Here is a 16,855-nt window from a genome sequence, read left to right as displayed (position 1 = left end):
AATGCCATTATATCTAATTTTACCCTATTTTTTAAGAGTAAAATTTTTAATTTTTTCGACAACAAATCGTAACGGAAATAGAATAATCATAACAATTTTAACAATTATCCTAATGATTTGTCGGACTATGCCTATAATGAGGCGAATAATAAACCAAATCGGATGGATGACAAGTCTGACAAACAGTCTTCCACAGAATCGAACTAAGCTTTGCAGAAATAATTGGTACAGGCAAAAGCCCAGCAATTGTGAAAGAAAATCTACAAAATGCCATTCTCCATCTCGAACAACCATTAATAGTAGGAATGTTCCAATCCCTAAAAGAATCCATGCTGTTAATTCAAATAGGATATAGCCTTTTCGCAAGAGCGATTTGGGTGCGGCATAAAAGCTGAAAGATCGTACCAAATCAATAATTGCGGCCCCTACAACGCCACTAGCTATGAGTGCTGCTATACTAAGGAACTGTTGTGAAACGGTCATCCAAATAATTTATGCAAAATGCCTTTTGATATGCCGCTATCCTCTTCATCATATTGCAGTGTCTTCACAGACCCTTCTAAAGTCAGAAGTCCTTTATCTACATCCAAATGGACAATTCTTAAATCTTCTCCTCGAATTTGCAAATGTCCTTGAGAGGTGAGTACTAAAAACTCCTCTTGGTCAAAGCGTTCAATCGATTTTACAGATGTCACATCCATTCGCTTGCGATTTCGAACCGTTAGCAAGTGGTCTCCTGTTGGAATAGTATAAGTCGCGTTTTCTTGTTGGAATGTCATCATTTTTCCCCTCCTTAGCCTGTCTACTAATCTATATGTTAGGAGAAAGAGGAATATGAGGGGAAAGTGAAAATTCTCTACGGTTTAAAAAGGGGAGCATGATTCCGGTCTAAGTAAATACTTATTGTATGTAGAAAAGGATATGGGGCAAGAAAACGAGAGGGATATAAAATGGGGAGTTGTTTACTGATTTAATTTTGAAAAGAAGTGGAAACATTAAACTTTCTAAGGACAAGCATCGTGCTATTCCTCAGCAGTCTACGTTATTTCCACTTCGACTCTATTTTGATTTTTTGTTAGTTGCTACTCTTCGTCATCAATAAATTCTGGCTCAATTTTCTCTACTTTTTCTTCTTTCAAAATGGTAAACATATTTGCAGCCTCTTCTTTGCGGACGATATCTTTTAGTTCCTCCACGCGAACAGTCACGATTTTTTGGCCGAAACGAATCGCTAATTCATCGCCCACTTTTACGGGGCTGCTTGCTTTTACCACTTTTCCATTGATAGTAATACGTCCTTGATCTGCTACTTCTTTTGCTAATGTACGGCGTTTGATCAGCCGAGAGTTTTTCAAAAATTTATCTAATCTCATATCTATGACTCCTTACTTTGTAATTGTTTTGCTTCTTCCCAAAATTCATCTAATTCCTCAAGTGTGTACTTTTTAAAATCCTTTCGTCCAGCCATTACCTTTTGCTCTACATAACCAAACCTTTTTGCAAATTTTGCGTTTGCATGGATCATCGCTTCTTCTGCTGGGATCTTATAGACGCGTGCTAAATTAACAAGCGTAGAAAGCACATCGCCGAACTCATCGAGCCTTGTTTCATCTGTACCATCTTTGATTTCCTCTTGGAATTCTTCCCACTCTTCTTTTGCCTTCGCCCATGCTCCCTCAACGTCTGGCCATTCAAAGCCTACCTTAGCGGCAATTTTTTGATAGTTATATGCAGTTTGCAGTGAAGAGGTTGCACGATACCCTTCTTTTAAAAGTGGTTCTGTTTTCGTAGGCTGATGCTCTTCCTTTTTGATTTCTTCCCAGTTCTTCACTACGTCTTCCGCATTATCTACTTTCACTTCGCCAAAAACATGCGGATGGCGGCGAATCATTTTAGAAGCAACCCCCTGAAGAACGTCCTCTAGATTCCAGAAACCTTCATCCTCTGCAATTTGTGCTTGCAAGAAGACCTGTAACAATACATCGCCAAGCTCCTCAATCATATGGTCTTCGTCTTGTTCCTCGACTGCTTGAAGGAACTCATGCACTTCCTCCAGCATATACTTTTTAAGGCTCTCGTGTGTTTGTGCACGGTCCCATGGACATCCTTCAGGGCTTCTAAGCACCCCAATAATATCGCGGAATGTAGACCACTCTCTTAAACCGTCTTCTCTCCGTTTAATAGGTGGCACATAAACAGTTGTTAAGTTATTTACTTCAACACCATGATCGAGTTCAAATAATGGAACAGTGCGCAATTGTTCATCCTTCGATCCAGCAGCTGTCACAATGGTTACTAGATATTCAGCCGGATATTTCTCCATTAAAGTTAACTTTACCTCTGATGCACTGAATTGGTCATACACTTGTGCAATCAGTAGGTGCTTGTACATATTGGTCTCATGTATTGAAAATGTACTGCCATCAACTAATTCAAAGCCATCAATCGGATCAATTCGCAATGCGCCAAACACAGCATCCAAGAAGCTCTGACCACCTTCTATTTTGAGACTTACTTTTCCTTCTTTCTCTGCTTCGATCAGCAACTGCACTGTCATTTCTGCAACTAGTGGATGGCCAGGCACGGCATATATAACCTCGTTCTTCTCTGCTGCTTGAAGCAGTGAATCAGCAATCTCTTGATAGACAGGCAAAAAGTCATCATGTTTTTCATACACAGCATCAAAGCTTTCGAATGTTAGTCCCTCTTTAGCCAATTCTGTTAGTACAGGGTGATCATTTGTTCGAACATACACCTTTTTAGCTGCTTTGAGTGCTTTATAGACACCCATTGGCAATTGTTCAAAGTCTCCCGCTCCTAAGCCTATTATAGTCAGTTGATGCATACACATTCTCTCCTTTAATCTTGCGCTTCTTTCTTATTTGTAAATACTGCATGTTATGTGAATTCATTTTTCATTATATCGAGTTGGTAGCAGGCTAACAAATCATTGTCGAACCTTTTCTTCTGTATCTTTCCCCATTCTTCCCAACCGGAGTTGGTAGGCGGCCATGTATTTTCCTAGAGGCAATAGGAACCATTCTCGAACTGCTAGTGTACGCATTTTTGCTAACGTAGTCAGAAAGATGAAAGCACCAATCGATGATTTTATGATCGTTAGACATAAAGCCATCGTTCTTCCATCAGAGAAATTTCTAGCATAAGGTTCTAAAAAGACAGAGAATAACACAAGGACAAACGCCATAAGAAGGGTGGCTACCGTCAAGCCTTTGTAGAAACGCCATGGAGCCAGTTTTATAGTTTGTAACCTTTTTAAATAAGCAACTAGCACTATAGCTGACATCATTAAGCCCATATTTCCTGCAATAGCCGCCCCTCCTATCCCGAATGTTTGTACAAATAAAGAGTTACATAAACATTTCACCAAAATACCCATCAATAAAATAAACGAGGGTATTTTTAATTTACCTAACCCTTGTAGTATCCCTGTAATGGTCAATATGAGTGAAAGCCATATAATTTGAATGATAAAAATCGATAATACATTCGATAAATCGGCTGTTTCAAATAATGTTTTATTTATATTTGGCATCACTAGAATTAATCCGACAGCAGCCGCTACACCAAATAAAAGAGAGGCACGATAGGTGATTTTGATATATCGTTTAGCATGCTCCCTGTTTTTTTGGTTATGGGCAATCAACGGCACAATAGCGAGTGAAAGTGAGGAAGCAATCACCAATCCTACTTGTACGAGCGGTTGACTTCGATCATAAATCCCCTTAGTTTCCATCGCCTGTAAAGAAGGTAAGCCCATTTTTTGTAACGCACTGAAAATAGTAAATGAATCAACTAGTTGAAACAGCAGCAGCATCAAACTGCTCAAGCTGACACTGAAGCTGAAAAGCAAAAGCTTTTTGGTCATTGCCCATTTATTCAATGATTGGATAGTAGTACTCTTTAAGCCTTCATGAGAGAAAAAGTATTTCCTTCCAAACCAAACTAACAGAAAAACACCTGCCAGTTCACCGGCTACCGTCCCCCCCATTGCCACTTCGCCAGCTGCATATAGCGAATGTGTCATAGCAACAACTTGCCAAGTACCTACAATAATGATTGCTACTCTTACAGCCTGCTCTACCATTTGCGCATAGGCAACCGGCTGCATGTTCCCCATTGATTGAAAGAATCCTTTGTATATTGAAAGAAATGGAATACAAAATACAACAAATGAAGCTACTTTTATTAATCCGGATAGCTCTTGATCTCCCATCATCTTTGCAAAAAAAGGAGCGCCAAAAAATAGTACTATAAATAAAAGAGCAGATATCACAGCTAAAACGCTAAATAAAAATCGCAATATTGCATTGCGCTCACTCGTATGTTTATTGGCATCTTCATCTGCCAGTATTTTTGAAATAGCTACAGCTAGTCCGCTTGAAGTCCAAGTGACAAATATAGCAGCAAAAGGATAGACCTGCTGGTAAATATAAAATCCTCGGTCTCCTACTAGGTTTTGAAAAGGAATACGGTACACCATACTCAGTACTTTCACAAAAAGAGAGGCCACCGTTAGCATTGCCACGCCCTTTAAATATACCTTCATACCCCACTTTTCAGGCATATATTTCTCACTCATTTCTAAAACAAACTCTTTTTACTACCAAAGTATAGCATATGTGTAAATTGTGTAAGGAGATACACCTGGATTGCCTTACAAAAAAACAGACTGCTTATATAAGCAGTCTGTTACCGTTCTCTATCCTTCCATTTGCTTCGCTAGGAAGTGTGCCGCTGTTTCTGCGACCTTTTGTTCCGTATCACCAATAAAGTGCATTTTAGATAAAATATAAACTGCGCCAATGGCATCTCCTGCTACAACAATCGGTGCAATACAATATGATTTGATCTGTTCTATTTGTCCAGGGACAATTTCAATCGAACTTTCATGCTTCTCTACAATCAAATTCCTTTGTAGAATACGTTCTTCTGCAAAAGGAGAAATGGCACGATGCAAATAATCCTTTTTTGAAACACCTGCAGCAGCAATTACCTGATCTCTATCGCTAACCAAAGCACTCGTACCTAATGTTTCAAATAATGTATCTACATAAGAAAGTGCAAAATCACCTAGTTCATTAATAGGTGAATATTTTTTAAGTATAATTTCGCCTTCACGATCAGTAAAAATTTCTAAAGGATCTCCCTCCCGGATACGCAAAGTCCTTCTTATTTCTTTTGGAATGACTACGCGCCCTAAATCATCGATCCGTCGTACAATGCCTGTTGCCTTCATTCGAATGCCTCACTTTCGACAAGATTTCATAAATAGTCTTGTCGGTAGTTTGGCCTTATAAAGGGAAATTTATACATAACAATTATTAGTTCTATGCCTCCGTCTTTTCACGGAGTGCTGTTGGCAATAATTTCAGCAAAGCTTCTAATATGTCAAACGTTGATTTTGCTTCTGCTTTCTTTTCATCTATTGTTAAAAGTAATTTTTGTCCTTCCAATTGGAAGCCTACAGCCCGACCAAATACCATTGATTCGGCTACAACTTTGCCTCCATCTAGCTTGGCAGTGCCTTCTTCCGAGATTTCAATCGTGATGATTTTATTTTTCGTTTTGATTGATTCTACTCCTGCTTGTTTCGCCCATACCTTCATACGGCCAATACGCAGCAAGCGTTCCGTTTCAACTGGGAAATCTCCGAATCGGTCTTGCAGCTCATCAATAATCTCAGAGTAGTCTTCTTCTTCATCCATACTCTTTATGCGTTTATACATTTGGATTTTTTGATAGCCATCAGGTATATAAGTATCTGGAATATATGCATCAAATGGAATAATGATTTCGATATCCTTTTCTTCTTCCTTTTTCACGCCTGTTTGCCGCTCAGTAATCGCTTCTTCTAACATTTGTGAATACAAATCAAATCCAACTGAATCAATAAAGCCATGCTGTTGTGCACCAAGCAAGTTACCTGCTCCGCGGATAGATAAATCGCGCATCGCAATTTTAAAACCGGAGCCAAGCTCTGTAAATTCTTTTACTGCCTGTAGCCGTTGTTCTGCCACTTCTGTTAAGACTTTATCGCGTTGATACATGAAATAGGCATACGCCACACGGCTAGACCTACCGACACGCCCTCTTAATTGATACAGCTGCGACAGCCCCATACGGTCAGCGTCATTAATAATCAGTGTGTTAACATTTGGAATATCAATACCTGTCTCAATGATGGTGGTCGTGACTAATACATCGTACTCACCTTCAAGGAATTTTAAAATGACGTTTTCTAGATCTCTTTCAGTCATTCTGCCATGGGCAGAGCCGACCCTTGCATCAGGCACAAGCATTTGAATCTCTTCAACCTTTTTCGCAATATCTTCTACACGGTTGTGCAGATAGAATACTTGCCCATCACGTGCTAATTCGCGTTCAATCGCTTCTCTCACAAGTGCACCGTTATGTTCCATTACATACGTTTGAACAGGGAAGCGGTCAGCTGGTGGTGTCTCAATTACAGATAAATCGCGTACTCCGACCATCGACATGTGCAGTGTGCGGGGAATTGGTGTTGCTGTTAATGTTAATACATCTACTTTTGTTTGTAATTTTTTAATTTTCTCTTTATGTGTTACACCGAATCGTTGTTCTTCATCGACAACTAATAAACCTAAATCCTTATACACGACATCTTTTGATAAAAGGCGGTGTGTGCCTACTACGATATCTACCGTACCAGCTTGCAGTCCGCTGATAGTTTCATTTTGCTGCTTACGAGAACGAAAACGGTTGAGTACGCCGATTGTAACAGGATAGTCTTGGAATCTCTCTAGCAACGTTTCATAATGCTGCTGAGCCAAAATAGTAGTTGGGACCAAAAAGGCTACTTGCTTGCCGTCTAGTACAGCTTTAAATGCAGCCCGTATGGCTACTTCTGTTTTGCCATAACCCACATCTCCGCATACTAAGCGGTCCATTGGCCTTTCTTTTTCCATATCTATTTTCACTTCTTGAATCGTCCGTAGTTGATCCTCTGTTTCCTCGTACTGGAATGCTTCTTCAAATGCTCGTTGCTCATCTCCATCTGGAGAGAAGGCAAATCCTTTTTCTGCTTCACGCTTAGCATAAAGCTTGATCAGATCATCAGCGATATCTTGGACAGCTCTCGATACTTTTGTTTTCGTTTTGCCCCACTCTGTACCTCCAAGCTTATGGAGTTTCACTTCTTTATCTTCTGAACCAATATACTTTTGAATTAAATCAATTTGATCGACAGGCACATACAATTTATCGTCTGCACGATAACGGATATGGAGATAATCCTTATGTTTGCCCCCCACATCTAGCGTTTCAATTCCTACATATTTGCCGATCCCATGATGCACATGGACCACATAATCGCCAGACTTGATTTCTGTATAACTTTTAATCCGCTCTGCATTGGACATTTTTTGAGCACGGTTTCTTTTCTTTTTAGGCTTTTGTTTAAACAGCTCTTCTTCTGTCACTACTGCCACACGTTGCATGGGTAGTTCAAAGCCTGCGGAAAGATTACCCGTAATTGCAAAAATGCCTTCTGCCTCAGGCGTTCCAATTTGTATATGAATATCGTAATCTTCTAAAGTGGTCTGGATAGTTGGTAGACGACTTCCATCTTCCGCCATAAACAGTACTGTAAATTTTTCACGCTGCCAACGCTCAATTTCTCCTTTTAACAGCGGCATTTGTCCATGAAAATGCTGCATCGGCTTGCAAGAAAGGCTAGTGATATCTCGGAAACGTACGCCAGAAAAATTCCTGGCAAACAATGAGAAGTAAAGTATTGGCAATTGAATCATAGCCGAGACCTCTTTCATTGAATAAGATGGCTTTACCGCATGCACCATTTTTCCTTCTTCTATAAGGGAAATGAACCACTCTTTCTCTTCTTTTTCCCAAGCTTCCATTACTTCTTGGATTCTTCCGTACTCGTCATATACAACAAGCCCATCTTTCGCAAAATAGTCGCCCAAGAATGCAGGTTTTTCATATAACAGAGATCCGTAACGATTAGCAAACTCCGGCAACTCACCTTGCTGAAGCAATTCTATATCCATTTGAACATTTTGATATAATTGTTCTTGTATCTCTTTTTTCTTTACCTTTTTTAAACTCTCACTTAATGCACTTTCCAGCCTTTGTGCGAATTGCTGTCTTTGATTCTTTGTCACAACAAATTCTGTCGCAGGTAAGAGATGTATATCCTTTAGTTTATTAATAGAACGTTGGTCATCTGCTGAGAATGTGCGAATAGAATCAACTTCTGTATCAAATAACTCGATGCGAACAGGATTTTCAGAATAAGGAGGATAAATATCTAAAATACCACCTCTCAGTGCAAATTCACCAGGAGAGGTGACCATTTGGCTTCTTGAATACCCCATTGTCACTAATTGGTTCAACCATTCTTCTACATCGATTTCTTCACCAAGCTTGGCAGTTAAATTTAAATTCATCCATACTTCTTTCGGAGCCATTATTTTACGCATACCAGCTATAGGAATGACATATACTCCTTTTTGTTGATGAATCATATGATCCAATGTTTCAATACGTGCTGCTCTGAGCTCTGGACTGGATGTGGCCATATCAGCAGCAATAAATTCGTCAGCTGGATAGTAATGGACCATATCCTCTCCTATCAGTTTAGCCAAATCATCATACATTTTTTGCGCTTGCAACAAGTTTGGCGAAATTATGTAAAGCGGCTTTTGCAGAGTATAAAATATTGTATCTAAAAATGCGGGACGCGCGCTGCCCGACAGACCCGTTACCAGCTCTGCTCCCTGTCCCTTCTTTATTTCATCTAATAATTTTTGTACTTGCGGATCGCTAGTCAATAGATGACGCAAAATTTCCATACAAATCTCCCTTCTCTCTCGGACTTTATTTATAGTACATACAGAAAAAGGCCTTGGACGCAAAAAGCGCCAAAGCGTTTCACTGTAACCAATTTTTTAATGCATGATAATTCGGGAATTTCTTTAGCGAATCTTCACAGTGTTCACATATACTATCTACGGTCGTATCGCCATTTTGCTCATGACGGATAAATTCTTGGGCATCTTTTTCATTTAGTTGATGCAGTTTGCGAATACTATCATCAGAATCAAATGGTAATACACCAATCTCCGTACTGCAATGACGACATTTGTAACGAATAGCCATAAGCATGCCTCCCTTTAGTAAAAGTATAGACAGCTTTCAGTTTTTTATGCTTGAAGAATTAGTTGAACTTATTCATGACTTCAACAAAAGGCTTCGTCAACCAATAATTACAAGCTTCTGCGGCATTTTTAAATGCATCTTCCATAGTCGGCAAATCTTCTTTTTGATAGTGGCTTAGAACATAATTGACTACCTTCATTCCTACAGGTGGACGATCAATTCCTATACGAATACGATTAAAATTTTGTGTGCCTAGGTGTTGGATTAACGACTTTATGCCGTTATGGCCACCTGCGCTACCCTTTTGACGCAAACGCAATTTTCCCTTTTCTAAATCTAAATCATCATAGATGACCACAATGTCTTCCAGCTCAATATCAAAATAATCCATTAAAGGACGCACCGCTTCACCAGAAAGGTTCATGTAAGTAAGTGGCTTCATCACCATTACTTTTCCTTCTGGAAGATGTGCAGTTCCATAAATTGCATTAAATTTTTGTTGATTTAATGATATACCCCATTTTTCCGCTAATAAATCAATCGTATCAAAACCAACGTTATGGAGCGTATGTTCATATTCTTTGCCTGGGTTACCTAGGCCAATCACAAGTTTCATTTTTGCATCTTCCTTTACTACTAATCCCAGTTATTTTATCACATAAACATTATTTGATGCGGTTCATTCACTTTAATCCAATATAACAGAAACAGGTTATATTAGCATATATAAATACCTTACCAAGTTTAAAAGTACAATAAGCACGAAGAGAAAGCAGTTTTTTTGTTGCATACTATTAATAGCAAAAATAAATCATTACTATTTCATATATGGCAACGAAAATATATTAAATATTCTCTGATCCCTAAATTCAAAAAACCTTGCGCCTTCAATTAAGAAAGCACAAGGTTAATAGTATATATTATTCATCTGCTCCATTATCTGCAACAGGTTCTTCTGTTTCTGTGTCTGTTTCTAGCTCAGCCGCTGAAACTGGTGCTGAAATTGTCACAAGTGTTAATTCATCATCATCGACAATCTCAAATTCGACTTGATCCCGAATATCATTAATTGTAATTGTATCGCCAATGGCTAACCCTGAAATATCTACTTCGATGCTCTCAGGTATATCAGAAGGCTTCACATTTAATGTCAGCTCACGATTTGGCTGTTGCAAGACACCGCCCTCTTTAACGCCTGTGGATTCTCCAACGACCGTAATCGGAACAGCTACTTCTAATGCATCAGACATGTTGACAGCTAAAAAGTCGATATGGAGATAATCGCCCTTTAAATTATCCTTTTGGATATCATTTAGAACGGCTTGAACATTTTTGTCTTCTACTTCTAATGTAATGACGGCGTTGCGTCCGTCTTCTCTTAATGTTTTTTCGAGTTCTCTTGCACTAACGGCAATGGGTGTTGATTCTACTTGGAAGCCATAAACTACGCCTGGGACATACCCTTCTTTTCTAAGATTTGTAAGATTGGAGTGATGTCCGGTTTCACGTGAATTCGCTTGAATGACAGTGCTCATAGATTTTCGTCCCCTTCCTCAAAATAACTAATGCTTTATGTATATACCCTTACAAAAAATAAACGAAACCCATTAAATACAAAAATCCACATCCTAAGCTATAGGATGTGGATGGAAAGACTACGAAACATTAATCAAATAATTTACTTACAGATTTATTCTCATAAATGCGTACGATTGCATCTGCCAACAATGTCGCAACAGATAATTCTTTGATTTTTGGAATTTTCTTTTCTTCTGGCAACTGAATTGAATTGGTTACAACTAATTCTTTGATTACTGAATTTTCGATGCGGTCAATTGCAGGACCTGAAAGAACAGGATGCGTACAACATGCATACACTTCTTTAGCGCCGCTTTTGACAAGTGCTTCCGCACCAATTGTAATTGTGCCTGCTGTATCAATAATGTCGTCGATTAAAATGCAGATTTTTCCTTCTACATTCCCTACAATGTTCATCACTTCTGCTACATTTGGCTTTGGACGGCGTTTATCGATAATGGCAATTGGTGTTTTTAAACGCTCTGCCATTTTACGAGCTCGTGTTACTCCACCGTGATCTGGTGAAACAACAACTACGTCTTCAGGATTAAAGCCTTTTTTCTTGAAGTAATCCGCTAATAGAGGAACACCCATTAAGTGGTCAATTAAAATATCAAAGAAGCCTTGGATTTGTGGTGCGTGCAAATCAAGAACAAGTACGCGTGTTGCGCCTGCTGTTTCTAATAGATTAGCCACTAATTTTGCCGTAATAGGTTCACGTGAACGCGCTTTACGGTCTTGGCGTGCATATCCGTAATAAGGCATTACGACGTTAACTGTGCGAGCAGAAGCACGTTTCAACGCATCAATCATAATCAACAATTCCATTAAGTTTTCGTTTACTGGCGCTGAAGTAGATTGAACGATAAACACATCGTTCCCACGAATGCTTTCCTCAATATTGATTTGGATTTCTCCATCGCTAAAGTGTTTGACTGAACATTTCCCTAACTCTACACCTACTTCTTTTGCGATTGCAGCAGCAAGTGGTTCATTTGAATTTAATGAAAAGATTTTTAAATTTGAGTTAGCATATTGATACGGCATGTTGGCCTCCTGTTAATGTTTTAATTATTTTAATTTGTTAACATAGTTTTCTTTGTTCTCTTGTCTTGTACGTCCTATAGCAAGGGCGTTTTCTGGTACATTTTTCGTAATGGTTGAACCTGCAGCAACAAATGCATTCTTGCCGACAGTAACCGGTGCGATTAAATTGGCGTTGCAGCCAACAAATGCATTGTCTTCAATAATCGTCTCGTATTTATTTTTGCCATCATAGTTGACTGTAATAGTACCGCATCCAATATTTACATCTGCGCCGATTGTGGAATCGCCTAGATATGTAAGATGCGATGCCTTGCTTCCTTCGCCAAGCGTTGTCTTTTTCAATTCGACAAAGTTGCCGACTTTAGCGCGATCCATAATGTGCGTTGCAGGACGAATGTGTGCATAAGGGCCAACTGCTACATCATCATCAATCCGACTGTCTTCTATGACAGAATGATCAATCTTTGTACGGTTGCCTATTTGGCTATTTCGGATTTGGCTATTCAACCCAATAAGACAATTTTCGCCAATAGTAGAAGGGCCTTCAATCATCGTTCCTGGTTGAATCACCGTATCACGGCCTATTACAGCTTCAGCACTAATATAAGTATTGTCTGGATTAATGATTGTTACACCATTTTGCATATGTTTCTTATTAATGCGAGATTGCATAATTCTTTCAGCTTGTGCTAATGCTACTCGATCATTAACACCTAGTGTTTCCGAAAATTCTTTAGTCACGTAAGCTTCTACAATTTCTCCGCGACTTTGTAAGATTTCAATCACATCTGGCAAATAATATTCGCCTTGTGCATTGTCATTTTTTACTTCTTTCAAAGCTTCAAAAAGCGCTTTATTATCAAAACAATATGTGCCTGTATTGATTTCCGTCACTTCTTGTTGTTCTTTTGTTGCGTCTTTTTGCTCAACAATCTGTGCAACCTTGCCATCGCTGCTACGTAAAATACGTCCATAACCTGTAGGGTCTTCAGCTATAGCTGTCAAAATTGTCGCTTTTGCTTTATTTGCTTCATGATGTTCATAGAGAGCTTTCATTGTTTCTGGACGTATAAGTGGTGTATCACCACAAATTACCAGCGTTGTGCCATCTAAATCTTGAAGCAAAGATTCTGTTTGTTGAACAGCATGCGCAGTGCCAAGCTGCTCTTTTTGCAGAACATATTCACTGCGATCATTTAATTGTTCTTGCACTTTTTCTGCACCGTGTCCTACCACTGTAACGATACGGCTGGCATCCAACTGTTGAATATTATCTACCACATGCTCTACCATTGGTTTTCCGCAAACAGGATGAAGAACTTTATATAAATTGGACTTCATACGTGTGCCTTGGCCAGCAGCCAAGATTACGGCATAAATATTGGTCATACTTACAAGTCCTCCAGTCAAACAGATTTTTTCTCTTTTGACTATAAAGCAAACTTAACATATTTTCAAGACATTACGACTTGACAAATCATTAAGAAACCATTTATTATATAATTCTTTTTCTAAAAAGTTCTTCCTCTTTATCATAACTCTTTTAATTCTATTATGGGAGGTTTTATTAAGAGAAATATGTGGTAATAGACTATATATGCAGGTTAGATTAATAATCCTTACATAAAAGGAAATTTCAACATAAAAAAGAGCCTATTCAATAAGAATTGGCCCTTGGCTTCTTTCGCTATTAAACTTTCTCTTCCTCTAGCACCAAAAATTCATCTTCGTGGCTATTGGCATAAGCATGCAATACAGATTCTTGAATCTTAGATCGTGTGCCAGAATTGATTGGATGGGCAATATCTCGGAACTCTCCGTCTGGCGTTCTTTTGCTTGGCATCGCTACAAATAATCCAGCATTCCCATCAATCACACGTATATCATGCACAACGAATTCGTTGTCCAGTGTGATGGAAGCAATGGCGCGCATGCGGCCATCAGTCTCTACACGGCGAAGTCTTACATCAGTTACTTCCATTTTCTCACCACCTCTCATCTTAGTTGTTAGATAGAATCTATTAACATCCTAATTCTATAAGCAGAGAGCTAATCCCTTCTTTATTATAAAAAATTTTTATAAAATTTAAAATATTATTTTAAACAAAATAAAAAGGCCACAATATCATGGCCTTTTGTTTTATACTAAAGCAATTACTTCGATTTCAACTTTTGCATCTTTTGGCAGTTTTGATACTTCCACTGTTGTGCGAGCTGGTTTATGTGCGCCAAAATATTCGGCATAGATTTCATTCATTACTGCAAAGTCTTCCATATCAGTTAAAAAGACTGTCGTTTTAATCACTTGGTTTAGTGAAGAACCTGCTTCAGCCAAAACGGCTTTGACGTTTTCGAATACTTGATTTGTTTGCTCCGTAATATCTCCACCAACAAATTCCCCTTCCGCTGTTAACGGAATTTGGCCTGAACTGTAAAAAGTATTGTTGACTACCATTCCTTGGACATATGGTCCAATTGCTGCTGGAGCATTTTTTGTTGAGATTACTTTCATCTGTCATATCCGCCTTTCGAAAAATAGTTGCCTTCTTCTAATTTGATCGTACGGTCTTTTTCATTTACTTCTTTTAACTTTACTAAAGAGTAATAATTGTCGACTAAACGTTCATCTGTATGTGCGGCCTCTACTAGTACAGCCATTCCTGCTAGTGTGCAATCAAACTCTTCAATCAGGTTTTTCATGCCATTCATCGTGCCGCCGACTTTCATGAAGTCGTCTGTAACAAGCACTCTTTGACCGCTTTTCATACTACGTTTTGATAAAACCATCGTTTCAATGCGGCGTGATGAGCCTGAAACATAGTTAATGCTGACAGTTGAGCCTTCGGTTACTTTGTTATCTCTGCGCACGACTACGACCGGTACGTTTAAGTGTCTTGCAATGGCATGAGCTATCGAAATTCCCTTAGTCGCAACTGTCATAATGACATCTATTTCCTGGCTACAAAAAGCTGATGCAAATACTTTCCCTACTCTATTCATTAATTCGGGATTGCCAAGTAAATCCGTCATAAATAAATAGCCGCCTGGTAATAGACGGTCGGAATGGCCTAACTCACTTATTAATTCGTCAATTACCTCTTTGACTACATTCTCAGACACCTTGGGTATATATTTGACCCCGCCTGCTGCTCCGGGAACTGTCACTAAAACCCCAATTCCTCTTTCTTCAAATGTATCTTTTACAATCGTCAAATCCTCACTAATGGAGGATTTAGCAGATTGATATAACTCTGAAAAAAAAGTAAGGGGGATTAGCTTTTGTGGATGCTCCAATAAATAATGCGTCATATCAACAAGACGCTCACTGCGCTTCCATTTCATAGCACCCTCTCCTTTTACCCGAATGTTTTAATCAAAAAATACCACAATTATGCGTCTTTAAGCAAGTGCATCTCTTTCACCAATTAAACGCACTGCATATACTTCATCGCAAAAGCCTCTCAGGCCATTAACGATGCGACTCACCCGTGCTTTATTTTGAACTAAGCCAAAAACTGTTGGCCCACTGCCACTCATTAATACGGCATCTGCCCCAAATCTATTCATTTGCTCTTTAATAATGGATACCTCGGGATAAAGTTCTAATGTTACGCTCTCCAAAACATTTCCAACGCTGTTGCATAATCGAGAATAATCTTTGTCTTCAATAGCTTGTACCATTTGTTGTGTGTCTGGATGTTCGACCTTATTCATATCTAGACCGCCATACACTGCTGCTGTTGAAACGCCAATCGCAGGCTTTGCCAGTATTACCCAACATGCAGGTGGAGTTGCGATATGCTTGATCTTTTCGCCTCTGCCTGTGGCTATAGCGGTTCCACCGTATACACAGAAAGAAACATCTGATCCAATTTCTGCTCCTAATTCTGCCAATTGATCAATGGTTAACCCTAAATTCCAAAGAGTATTCAACCCTTTTAATGTTGCAGCAGCATCACTGCTTCCTCCTGCTAGACCAGCAGCTACTGGAATCTGCTTATCAATAGAAATGGAGACACCATCTTTGACTCCGTATGTATCTTGTAATAGCTTGGCCGCTTGATATGCCAAATTTCGTTGGTCATCCGGCACAAAGGTGCTACTTGAATGTATATGGATTTGCCCATCACTCCGTTTTGATAAACCGACGCGATCTGCTAAGTCCACAGTCGTCATAATCATTTCAACCTCATGGTAGCCGTCTTTCCTTTTGTATAGTACATCCAGCGTTAAATTTATTTTGGCAGGTGCTTTTACATAAAGCATACCTCCGCCTCCTTTCAAATATAAAAGAAGAAGCAATCTCCGTTCTTTGTCTACTTCACACTATTTTACCACAGGTTATGTTTGATGAGCCATTCGCTTGATACGTGGGATAAAACAAAAAGCAGCCTTCCTATCATTTAGGAAGAACTGCCTTTTCCAGTGCGTCTATTTGTTAATATACGTGAAAATATTTACTGCTTTTGGCCGTCTGCTAAAGACTCTTTCGCCATTTCAATAGCCCTCTTCACCATATTTCCGGCATCTCGCGCTTTGATTCCGCCCCATCCTTCACGTTGAACCGTATCGTAAAAGCCTAATTCTTTTGCGATTTCTATTTTCAACTGTTCGGACATAATTGACTTTCTCGCCATACGAAATTCCTCCCTTTAACGCCTGGGCTTTTAGTATAACCAACAATATAAAAAACACTCTAGAAACATTCTCTGTATGCCAGAGTGTTTCTAGAGTGCTGTACAAAATGCTTTGGTTTATAGTTCTGTTTGCTTATTTAGCTGCAGCAACACCTGTTGCAACCTCATCATCAAATGTTATTTCTACTGCTTCTGTTAAAATATCTGTGTAGCTGTAAGACACACGCTCAATCGCGTTATCGTCTTGATCAAGATCAACTACAAATACTGCGCGATATGTTTCACGTAATATTCCAGCGCGCTCAATCGTTTTCTTGCGACCACCGTTTGCTTTTAATTGCAAACGTCTACCCAAATGACAATCTAACGACTTTTTAATGTCGGCTAAAGTTTTTGGCATTTTCGCTTACACCTCA

Annotated in this window: 18 protein-coding genes; all 18 read right to left on the bottom strand. The window is 39.1% G+C overall.

Features of this window, described 5'->3' with window-relative positions; all coding sequences use genetic code 11:
* Positions 1–24: 24 nt before the first annotated feature.
* The 18 genes from yabQ to veg all read right to left on the bottom strand — a co-directional run bounded on the left by yabQ (position 25) and on the right by veg (position 16,839).
* A complete protein-coding gene (gene yabQ, locus RST01_RS15665; RefSeq protein WP_147198272.1) occupies positions 25–483 on the bottom strand; it encodes a spore cortex biosynthesis protein YabQ in 459 nt (152 codons plus the stop codon).
* On the bottom strand, positions 480–779 hold the full coding sequence (locus RST01_RS15660; protein ID WP_066792039.1) for a YabP/YqfC family sporulation protein: 300 nt from the start codon (positions 777–779) through the stop codon (positions 480–482). Before RST01_RS15660 ends, yabQ begins: the two co-directional genes overlap by 4 nt.
* Before the next feature lie 303 nt (positions 780–1,082).
* Entirely contained in the window at positions 1,083–1,373 is a 291-nt protein-coding gene (locus RST01_RS15655; protein WP_066791312.1) for an RNA-binding S4 domain-containing protein, read from the bottom strand.
* A 2-nt stretch (positions 1,374–1,375) separates the two neighbouring features.
* Positions 1,376–2,845, bottom strand: a complete 1,470-nt coding sequence (gene yabN / locus RST01_RS15650) for a bifunctional methyltransferase/pyrophosphohydrolase YabN (RefSeq protein ID WP_147198270.1) — start codon at positions 2,843–2,845, stop codon at positions 1,376–1,378.
* 102 nt (positions 2,846–2,947) lie between these two features.
* Positions 2,948–4,600, bottom strand: coding sequence for a putative polysaccharide biosynthesis protein (locus tag RST01_RS15645; protein WP_244946739.1), 1,653 nt, complete (start codon positions 4,598–4,600; stop codon positions 2,948–2,950).
* A 120-nt stretch (positions 4,601–4,720) separates the two neighbouring features.
* The gene (gene spoVT / locus RST01_RS15640; RefSeq protein WP_066791307.1) at positions 4,721–5,257 is read right to left on the bottom strand and encodes a stage V sporulation protein T; all 537 of its coding nucleotides are present in this window, start codon (positions 5,255–5,257) and stop codon (positions 4,721–4,723) included.
* A gap of 91 nt (positions 5,258–5,348) precedes the next feature.
* Positions 5,349–8,870, bottom strand: coding sequence for a transcription-repair coupling factor (mfd, locus tag RST01_RS15635; protein WP_147198268.1), 3,522 nt, complete (start codon positions 8,868–8,870; stop codon positions 5,349–5,351).
* Between the two features lie 79 nt (positions 8,871–8,949).
* A complete protein-coding gene (locus tag RST01_RS15630) occupies positions 8,950–9,177 on the bottom strand; it encodes an anti-sigma-F factor Fin family protein (RefSeq protein WP_066791303.1) in 228 nt (75 codons plus the stop codon).
* A gap of 58 nt (positions 9,178–9,235) precedes the next feature.
* On the bottom strand, positions 9,236–9,793 hold the full coding sequence (pth, locus tag RST01_RS15625; RefSeq protein ID WP_147198266.1) for an aminoacyl-tRNA hydrolase: 558 nt from the start codon (positions 9,791–9,793) through the stop codon (positions 9,236–9,238).
* A 304-nt stretch (positions 9,794–10,097) separates the two neighbouring features.
* Positions 10,098–10,712, bottom strand: coding sequence for a 50S ribosomal protein L25/general stress protein Ctc (locus tag RST01_RS15620; RefSeq protein WP_147198264.1), 615 nt, complete (start codon positions 10,710–10,712; stop codon positions 10,098–10,100).
* Positions 10,713–10,842: 130 nt separating this feature from the next.
* On the bottom strand, positions 10,843–11,802 hold the full coding sequence (locus RST01_RS15615) for a ribose-phosphate diphosphokinase (RefSeq protein ID WP_066791297.1): 960 nt from the start codon (positions 11,800–11,802) through the stop codon (positions 10,843–10,845).
* 24 nt (positions 11,803–11,826) lie between these two features.
* Positions 11,827–13,191 carry a bifunctional UDP-N-acetylglucosamine diphosphorylase/glucosamine-1-phosphate N-acetyltransferase GlmU gene (glmU, locus tag RST01_RS15610; protein WP_147198262.1) on the bottom strand — a complete coding sequence of 455 codons (1,365 nt, stop codon included), beginning with the start codon at positions 13,189–13,191 and terminating at the stop codon, positions 11,827–11,829.
* 301 nt (positions 13,192–13,492) lie between these two features.
* Positions 13,493–13,783: a septation regulator SpoVG gene (gene spoVG / locus RST01_RS15605; RefSeq protein ID WP_147198260.1), complete on the bottom strand. Its 291-nt coding sequence runs from the start codon at positions 13,781–13,783 to the stop codon at positions 13,493–13,495.
* A gap of 159 nt (positions 13,784–13,942) precedes the next feature.
* Entirely contained in the window at positions 13,943–14,314 is a 372-nt protein-coding gene (locus RST01_RS15600) for a RidA family protein (RefSeq protein WP_147198258.1), read from the bottom strand.
* Positions 14,311–15,144 (bottom strand): pur operon repressor, encoded by an 834-nt coding sequence (purR, locus tag RST01_RS15595; protein WP_147198255.1) that lies wholly within the window; start codon positions 15,142–15,144, stop codon positions 14,311–14,313. The genes RST01_RS15600 and purR overlap by 4 nt, the downstream gene beginning before the upstream one ends.
* 57 nt (positions 15,145–15,201) lie before the next feature.
* Positions 15,202–16,068: a 4-(cytidine 5'-diphospho)-2-C-methyl-D-erythritol kinase gene (ispE, locus tag RST01_RS15590; RefSeq protein WP_147198253.1), complete on the bottom strand. Its 867-nt coding sequence runs from the start codon at positions 16,066–16,068 to the stop codon at positions 15,202–15,204.
* A 191-nt stretch (positions 16,069–16,259) separates the two neighbouring features.
* The gene (locus RST01_RS15585; protein WP_066791287.1) at positions 16,260–16,439 is read right to left on the bottom strand and encodes a small, acid-soluble spore protein, alpha/beta type; all 180 of its coding nucleotides are present in this window, start codon (positions 16,437–16,439) and stop codon (positions 16,260–16,262) included.
* A gap of 133 nt (positions 16,440–16,572) precedes the next feature.
* Positions 16,573–16,839, bottom strand: coding sequence for a biofilm formation stimulator Veg (gene veg / locus RST01_RS15580; RefSeq protein ID WP_066791286.1), 267 nt, complete (start codon positions 16,837–16,839; stop codon positions 16,573–16,575).
* Between the last annotated feature and the right edge of the window lie 16 nt (positions 16,840–16,855).

It is taken from the genome of Rummeliibacillus stabekisii (assembly GCF_007988965.1).
In the GTDB taxonomy this organism is placed as follows: Bacteria; Bacillota; Bacilli; order Bacillales_A; family Planococcaceae; genus Rummeliibacillus; species Rummeliibacillus stabekisii.
This window is presented reverse-complemented; position numbering and strand designations above follow the sequence as displayed.